The 7,431-nt window shown below is 63.5% G+C and carries 8 protein-coding genes and 1 pseudogene; 7 read left to right on the top strand and 2 right to left on the bottom strand.

Annotation, left to right across the window (positions count from 1 at the left end):
• Window positions 1-63: 63 nt before the first annotated feature.
• Window positions 64-336: a hypothetical protein gene (locus C493_RS22715; RefSeq protein ID WP_152421169.1), complete on the bottom strand. Its 273-nt coding sequence runs from the start codon at window positions 334-336 to the stop codon at window positions 64-66.
• 338 nt (window positions 337-674) lie between these two features.
• Here C493_RS22715 and C493_RS23875 point away from each other — a divergent pair.
• From C493_RS23875 to hemA, 5 genes and pseudogenes are all read left to right on the top strand, one after another.
• Window positions 675-953 (top strand): annotated as a pseudogene (locus C493_RS23875) (DUF5778 family protein); the annotation flags it as partial.
• A gap of 353 nt (window positions 954-1,306) precedes the next feature.
• Window positions 1,307-2,797: an aldehyde dehydrogenase family protein gene (locus C493_RS14775; protein WP_007260268.1), complete on the top strand. Its 1,491-nt coding sequence runs from the start codon at window positions 1,307-1,309 to the stop codon at window positions 2,795-2,797.
• A gap of 190 nt (window positions 2,798-2,987) precedes the next feature.
• Window positions 2,988-4,073 carry a siroheme decarboxylase subunit beta gene (ahbB, locus tag C493_RS14770; protein ID WP_007260267.1) on the top strand — a complete coding sequence of 362 codons (1,086 nt, stop codon included), beginning with the start codon at window positions 2,988-2,990 and terminating at the stop codon, window positions 4,071-4,073.
• Between the two features lie 43 nt (window positions 4,074-4,116).
• Window positions 4,117-4,773 (top strand): precorrin-2 dehydrogenase/sirohydrochlorin ferrochelatase family protein, encoded by a 657-nt coding sequence (locus C493_RS14765; RefSeq protein ID WP_049889392.1) that lies wholly within the window; start codon window positions 4,117-4,119, stop codon window positions 4,771-4,773.
• A complete protein-coding gene (hemA, locus tag C493_RS14760) occupies window positions 4,770-6,206 on the top strand; it encodes a glutamyl-tRNA reductase (protein WP_007260265.1) in 1,437 nt (478 codons plus the stop codon). The genes C493_RS14765 and hemA overlap by 4 nt, the downstream gene beginning before the upstream one ends.
• Before the next feature lie 25 nt (window positions 6,207-6,231).
• Here hemA and C493_RS14755 read toward each other — a convergent pair whose 3' ends face one another.
• The gene (locus C493_RS14755) at window positions 6,232-6,411 is read right to left on the bottom strand and encodes a hypothetical protein (protein ID WP_007260264.1); all 180 of its coding nucleotides are present in this window, start codon (window positions 6,409-6,411) and stop codon (window positions 6,232-6,234) included.
• 328 nt (window positions 6,412-6,739) lie between these two features.
• On the opposite strand from C493_RS14755, the gene C493_RS14750 reads away from it, so the two are divergent.
• Window positions 6,740-7,021 (top strand): 4a-hydroxytetrahydrobiopterin dehydratase, encoded by a 282-nt coding sequence (locus C493_RS14750; RefSeq protein WP_007260263.1) that lies wholly within the window; start codon window positions 6,740-6,742, stop codon window positions 7,019-7,021.
• 8 nt (window positions 7,022-7,029) lie between these two features.
• Window positions 7,030-7,413, top strand: coding sequence for an LWR-salt protein (lwrS, locus tag C493_RS14745; protein WP_007260262.1), 384 nt, complete (start codon window positions 7,030-7,032; stop codon window positions 7,411-7,413).
• Window positions 7,414-7,431: the final 18 nt, after the last annotated feature.

Genomic DNA, 7,431 nt, shown 5'->3' with positions numbered 1-7,431 from the left:
TATGACTCGTTGAGCAGGTCTGCGAGCTGCATGATCAAACCAACTCTACGACCTGCTCACTTCTCAAACCACGCTAACTAGACGGTGCCGGGAAGGAATATCAGATTTAGCGCGTACATTTTCAGCAATATACAACTCTATCCCTTCTTCAAAAGCTGCAGAAATGAAAGCTGCTCTATCCTGTGACTTATGGAAGGCAATCTGATATCCGATTTTGTTTAATTGTTCATTGGTATTGTGGCTCCTATACTGGTTCTGTTTGCCAGCAGCAATTCCTGAGGCAGCACCAATGGTACTAATGGCGCCGATCTCCTGTAGTATTGTTCTTCTATTCATCCCAGATGAAAGTATACTATTCCTACATTAATATATTTCTAATTTATATTTTATTGTATTATGTTGTATCCTCTGTTCGTTCCTATATGTTACTCGGGAAATATTGTACAATTTTGTATTATTGCTGCACTTTCTTTCCTTTTGATGGTAGTCCTAGTATTAATACGATATTCTTCGTTAGTTAACCAATCGAGCCACTATCGATGTGACCCTCAGAGATATGACCTAGAGGAATGTTATTAGGTTGGAGAGTACATACGACGGGATCTATTCGTCTATATCACTGATGGAAATATTATTTAGTATTGAAGATGACAGCGAGACTTTAGTATGCACGACAGGTCACCCTCGACGTCGGCGATATCATCGCCGAGCACTCGGGTCACGATCCGGAGGACTGCTACGTCTATTCGGGCAACGAGGACCCCGACTTCTCCTCGAACCAGCACCAGGGACTGACGCTGGACGGCGAGGAGTTCGTCTGGGAGTGCCAGCAGCTGCTGCGGGAGGGCAGTTTCGACATCGTCATCTACTACCGGGCGACCGCGGACCACGAGGCGATCCTCGAGGATGTTCGTGATCTGGGTTACGACGTAACCGGCGTCCGCGGCGACTGACGGTTGGTCCGAGAGGACGACCTCGCTTTTCTCTCCGGTGAGCGAACGACCGTCCATCAGCGGCGGCGCATCCGCAACCGGTCTTCAGCATCGAGACATCAGTTTGTACTTCGGCTGAATCCACCCGTTTCCAGTCGCCGAAAGACTACAACGGTGCCCATCACGCGGCGTTCCGTCGACGTCAAGCCATCACGGATCATACACGAAGGCGCCCTGCACGTTCGCTCTCCAACGATAGAATATCCGTTAGAATACTCGAGAGTAAATACAATGACCAGAATCCACTATAAGTGAGTATTACGTTATTCGGAATCCGTGAGTGTTTTACTACCAAGCGTCATATGCCCAGACGAATGTCTGAAGACATTTCCATCACGGCCGACTGGAGCGAACTGTATCTCAACGGGGAGTGGGTACCCTCGGAGAGCGGCGAGACGCTCGAGGTCGAGGATCCGTCGACTCGGGAGGTCGTCACGGAAGTACCCGCGGGCGTCGAGTCCGACGTCGACGCGGCGTACGAGGCCGCCGCGGACGCCCAGACTGAGTGGGCGAAGACGCCGCCTGCAGAGCGCGAACAGGTCCTTCACGGCGTCGTCGAACTGCTCGAGGAGTGGGAAGACGAGATCGTCGAGTTGCTGGTACAGGAAGCCGGCGGCAGCTACATCATGGGTGGCACGTCGGTCCACCTCGCGAGCGACCAGGCCGCCGAGGCGGCGACGCTGCCCCGCCGGATGAAAGGCGAGCACGCCCACTCGAACATCCCGGGCAAAGAGAACATCGTCGAGCGCGAGCCGAAGGGTGTCGTCACGGTCATCACGCCGTGGAACTTCCCGCTGAACCTCTCGATGCGAGCCGTCGCACCGGCGATCGCCGCCGGGAATTCGGTGGTCCTCAAGCCCGCGACGAACACGCCCGTCGTGGGTGGGCTGCTCATCGCGAAGCTGTTCGAGGAAGCCGGCCTCCCCGCTGGCGTCCTCAACGTCGTCACCGGCCGCGGCTCGGAGATCGGCGACCGCGTCGCCAGCCACCCCGAGAGCGACGTCGTCGCCTTCACCGGTTCGACGCCCGTCGGGCGACAGATCGCCGCGACCGCCGGCGAGAACCTCGCCGAAGCGGCGATGGAACTGGGCGGTAACAACGGCCACATCGTCACCGCCGATGCGGACGTCGATCAGGCGATCAACGCCGCCGTCTTCGGTAGCTTCGTCCATCAGGGCCAGGTCTGCATCTCGATCAACCGACACATCGTCCACGAGGACATCTACGACGAGTACGTCGAGAAGCTGACCGAGCGCGCCGAATCGCTGCCCGCCGGCAGCGTCCACGATCCGGACACAGTCGTCGGTCCCATCATCGACGAATCCCAGCGCGACGAGATGCTCGAGTACGTCGAAGAGACGATCGACGCCGGTGCGACCCTCGAGACCGGCGGCGAGACGGTCGACGTCGACGGCGTCGACGACTCGCTGGTCGTCGCGCCGACCGTGCTCTCGGACGTGACCAACGACATGTCCGCCGCCTGCTTCGAACACTTCGGTCCCATCGCGCCGGTCATCCCGTTCTCGGACATCGACGAGGCCGTCGAGATTCACAACGACGTCGAGTACGGCCTCTCCGGCTCCGTCCACGCGGGCGACGTCGGCACCGGCCGACAGATCGCCGACCGACTCGAGACGGGCATGGTCCACGTCAACGACCAGCCGATCAACGACGAGGCTCACGTGCCGTTCAGCGGCACCGGCGCCTCCGGTGTCGGCGGCTACAACACGACGGACTTCCTCGACGAAGTCACCGAGAAGAAGTGGATCTCGCTGCAGCACGAAGACCGCGAGTACCCGTTCTAACGGGACACAACGAGGAGTAGCCGACCGATCGCGCCGATCCGAACGACGTCATTTTTTCGCCACGGCTCGCCGACGACTGCGACCCCCGGAGCGGTCGGTTCGCAGAAGCCATCTGTGTCGAGAAAACCGGCCAACCGCGGGCGAAACACCGTCCGGTCCGCTTATATCGAGCGCGTCCTGACCGTCACGTATGAGTACGGACATCGACCTCACGGAGCGCGAGCGAGCGGTCGTCAACGCCTTTCAGGGCGGGTTTCCCGTCACGGAGCGACCGTTCGAACCCGCCGCCGAAGCCATGCGCGACCGCGGGGTCGAGATCGACGCGGCGGAACTGCTCGAGACCATCCGCGAGCTAGACCAGGAGGGCGTCCTCTCCCGGTTCGGGCCGCTCGTCAACGCTCAGGAGATCGGCGGCGCCGCGACGCTGGTCGCCATGCACGCCCCCGAGGACCGGTTCGACGAAGTCGTCGAGGCGGTCAACGACCACCGCGAGGTGGCACACAACTACGAGCGCGAACACCCCCACCTGAACGTCTGGTTCGTCGTGAGCGTCGCCGACGCCTCCCGCGTCGAGGACGTGCTCGCCGAGATCGAAGCCGAGACCGGCCAGGAGACCTACAACCTGCCCAAACAACAGGAGTTCCGCGTCGAGGCGAAGTTCTACGTCGACGGCCCCCTCGACGGGGGCGGCGACGCGGCGGCCGCCGGCGTCGACTGTACCGACCTCGGCCCCGACGTGACGCCCACCGACGCGTCGACGCTGACGCCGGCCGAACGCGACCTCGTCCTCGAGGTCCAGGACGGCCTCCCGCTGACCGAGACGCCCTACGCCGACATCGCCGATGCGGTCGGCCAGGAAACGGCGTGGGTCCTCGAGACGATCAAACGCTTCGAACTGGAGGGGAAGATCCGGCGGATCGGCGTCGTCCCGAACCACTACGCGCTCGGCTACACGGAAAACGGGATGACCGTCTGGAACGTCCCCGACGACCTGATCGACGAGGTCGGACCGGAGATCGCCGCGCTTCCGTTCGTCACCCACTGCTACGAGCGGCCGCGCCACGAGGGCGTCTGGCCCTACAACTTCTTCGCGATGACCCACGGCCGCAGCGAAGACGAGAGCCAGCGACGCATCGAACAGGTCCGTGACCGGATGAACGACCACTGGGACGTCTCGGCCGACGACTGGGACTCCCTGTTTTCGACGCAAATATTGAAGAAAACCGGGATTCGATTGAGCGAGCGCGCCGAGGCAAACACTGAAGCCGACGACTGAGTGACGTTTGAACGTCCACGTTGAACGCAAACTCGAATTCACCATGATTCCACTCCTCCACGATTTCGCCGGCGCGACGGTCCTCGTCTTCGGCGGCGGTCCGGTCGGCGCCCGGAAGGCCCGCCGATTCGATCGCGAGGCCGACGTGATCGTCGTCAGCCCCGAGTTCGGCGACCGGACGTTCGGCGACGCCGAGCTAGTGCGAGCGGCCCCCGCCCCCGAAGCGATCGGCGACTGGCTCGAGCGAACCGAACCCGCGCTGGTCGTCGCCGCGACCGACGACGAGGCGGTCAACGACGCCGCCGCGGACGCCGCCCGCGAGCGCGGTCGACTCTGCAACCGCGCGGATCGATCGGGTGGCCGCGAGCCAGGCAGCGTCGTCGTTCCCGCAACCGTCCGCGAGGATCCCGTCGTCGTCTCCATCGCGACCGGCGGAACCGCGCCGGCGCTGAGCAAGTACCTCCGCCAGGAACTCGAGGAAACCCTTTCCGGTGCCGGTGAGATGGCGCGGGTGTGTGACACGTTGCGGTCGGAGCTCAAATCCCGCGACGTAGCGCCGACGCGCCGTCGCGAGATCGTAACCGACGTCGTCAATTCTCCGTCCGTTTGGACAGCTTTACGTACTGGTACTTCTAACACTGGGCAAGTGATCGAGGACGTGCTGTGCGACGAACTGCCGACGGGAGGTGAGCGACCGTGATCCCGGCTGGCGTCGTGACCGCTGCGCGAGTGACCCACGAGAGCGGCGGCGTCGACGATCTCGCGGCGGCCAGTCCCGACAGCCAACGCGACGGCGTCGACGAGCTCCTCTCGGTCTCCGGGATCGAGGAGGCGTACGTGCTCTCGACGTGCAACCGCGTCGAGGCCTACGTCGTCGGCAGCGACGCCGCCGTCGGTCGCGCCGCCCTCGAGGAGTTCTTCGCGACCGTCGACGACGACGCCGTGATCGACACCGGCCACGACGAGAGCCTGCGACACCTGCTTTCCGTCGCCGCGGGCCTCGAGTCGGTCGTCCTCGGCGAGGACCAGATCATCGGCCAGGTTCGAACCGCCTACGAGGACGCCCGCGACGCCGGCGGCATCGGCGAGATGCTCGAGGCCGCCGTCACGAAGGCGATCCACGTCGGCGAGCGCGCCCGAACCGAGACCGAGATCAACGAGGGGGTCGTCTCGCTCGGCTCCGCGGCGACGACACTCGCCGCCCGGAACGTCTCGCTCGAGGGCGCCACCGCGCTCGTCGTCGGCGCCGGCGAGATGGGACGACTCACAGCCCGCAGCCTCGTCGACACCGGCGTCGACGAGGTCGTCGTCGCGAACCGAACGGTCTCTCACGCCGAACACCTGGCGACCGAAATCGAACGCGACTCGTCGTCCGATATCGGCGACGAGACGGAGACGGAGACGGAGACGGACGCGATTCCGCTCTCGGCGCTCTCGACGGTCGCCAGCGACGCCGACGTCGTCGTCGCGGCGACGGGAAGCGACGAGCCGGTACTCGAGTCACACCACCTCGAGCGTGCGAGCGACGACGAATCTGGGGGGACCGCCGACGAGACCGAACGCGTCATCGTCGACCTCGGACAGCCCCGAGACGTCGCGCCCGCGGCCGCCGACCTCTCGGATGTCACCGTCTACGACCTCGACGACCTCGAGTCGATCACCCGCGAGACCCGCGAACAACGCGCCGACGCGGCCCGCGAGGTCGAGTCGATGGTCGACCACGAGTACGACCTGCTTTGCGATCAGTACAAGCGCGCCCGCGCCGACGAGGTGATCGCCGCGATGTACGCCTCGGCCGAGCGGATGAAACAGCGGGAGGTCGAGACGGCGCTGTCCCGCCTCGAGGGCGAGGAGTTCTCCGCGGAGCAACGCGAGGTCGTCGAGGCGATGGCCGACGCGCTGGTCAACCAGTTGCTCGCGCCGCCAACCAAGAGTCTGCGTGATGCGGCGGCAGAAGACGACTGGAGCACGATCAACACCGCGCTCCAGCTGTTCGATCCGGATTTCAGCAACACCGACGGCCCGTTCGCACCGCCGATAAACGCCGGCGCGAGTACCAACACCGGAGCCGAGACCGGAACCGGAACCGGAACCGGAACCGGCGCCCACCTCGAGGCGACCGACGACGACTAACGCGGCCGCACCGACCAGTCAGTTCTCAGTTCCAGAGTTTTCGCGCGTCGACGACATCGAGATCCTCGTCGGCTTCGATCTCCAGAATGCGGAGGACGAGGTGAGCCTTGCAGTAGTGCTCGGTCGTCTCGATCCCGGTACGCTCGTTCTTGAGAACGAGCTGGCAGGTGCCATTGTTCGCGCAGTCTCCTGACCGGTCACACATTTCACTGCCACCACGTACTGGGTTCGCCGGTAAGACCTTGTCGGTGATCGACACGCAACGCAGTGATACTGGCGCCTCGAGCGGTCTACAGCCCAATTCGCCGGATTCGAGTCGATCTGACTGGCGTCGTCGGCGTTCGGGACGCCCTCGTGCCTCGTGTTTCGGGAGTCGGTGTGTCTGACTACCGCAATCCAGTCGCTACGACCGCCGAGGCGTACGCTTTCTCCCACGGACCAGCTGAAAATCAGCACGCCAGACTTTCACGCGTACCGATACACTGCCCTTAAACGGCACAATCATTATTTGATTGGCTTCCGTTCGGCCGCGTATGGCCGACCTGCTTTCCGACGACGAGATCGAGGCGCAGCTGCCCGACGACTGGACGCGCGACGGCGACGAGATCGTCCGAACCTACGAGTTCGACGACTACCTCCGCGGCGTCAACTTCGCCCAGATGGTCGGCGAAATCGCCGAGTCGCAGTTCCACCACCCCGAGATCATCATCCGTTACGAGGAGGTCGAGATCCGGCTCACCTCCCACGAGGAAGGCGGCATTACGGACCAGGACGTCGAGATGGCCGAGTTGATCGAGTCCGAACACGACGCCTGAGGAGGACGATGGAGGGCCGGTACGTCTTTCGCGCCGAACTCCGACTCGAGGCCGACGAGCCGTCGGTGTCGATCGAGCCGTCGACGGCCGACTCGACCGTCACCGTCCGCCGAGACGCGCCGGAGCCCGGCACCGAGGGCTGGCTGTTCTTCCGGGACACGCTGTGGCGCGGCGAACTGGGCGACGACGAGTACGGCCGCCGGCTCGCCGAGGAGTGGCTCGGCGAGCCCGTCGAGTCGGTCTCCTTTCGCGAACTGCAGGTCGACGAGGCCTACTTCGCGGCGCTGAAAGACGCGATCGCCGACGACCTCGAGGCCTTCAACGCCGAGAGCGTCGACGAGGTGCTCTCGAAGTACCTGGGCTCGAGCATTCGAGTCACGGACGAGAAGTGAGCGGAAAGCGAGCGGCCG

Origin of the sequence: Natronolimnohabitans innermongolicus JCM 12255 (assembly GCF_000337215.1) — an archaeon.
Classification (GTDB): Archaea; Halobacteriota; Halobacteria; order Halobacteriales; family Natrialbaceae; genus Natronolimnohabitans; species Natronolimnohabitans innermongolicus.
The sequence above is the reverse complement of the archived record's forward strand: the minus strand, read 5'-3'. Positions and strand labels throughout refer to the sequence as shown.

Excerpts from the sequence above, each read along its gene's own strand:
- C493_RS14750 (WP_007260263.1), top strand. The coding sequence starts at position 6,740 with ATGGCCGACCTGCTTTCCGACGACGAGATCGAGGCGCAGCTGCCCGAC.
- C493_RS14775 (WP_007260268.1), top strand. The coding sequence starts at position 1,307 with ATGTCTGAAGACATTTCCATCACGGCCGACTGGAGCGAACTGTATCTC.
- C493_RS22715 (WP_152421169.1), bottom strand. The coding sequence starts at position 336 with ATGAATAGAAGAACAATACTACAGGAGATCGGCGCCATTAGTACCATT.
- ahbB (WP_007260267.1), top strand. The coding sequence starts at position 2,988 with ATGAGTACGGACATCGACCTCACGGAGCGCGAGCGAGCGGTCGTCAAC.
- lwrS (WP_007260262.1), top strand. The coding sequence starts at position 7,030 with ATGGAGGGCCGGTACGTCTTTCGCGCCGAACTCCGACTCGAGGCCGAC.
- C493_RS14765 (WP_049889392.1), top strand. The coding sequence starts at position 4,117 with ATGATTCCACTCCTCCACGATTTCGCCGGCGCGACGGTCCTCGTCTTC.
- C493_RS14755 (WP_007260264.1), bottom strand. The coding sequence starts at position 6,411 with ATGTGTGACCGGTCAGGAGACTGCGCGAACAATGGCACCTGCCAGCTC.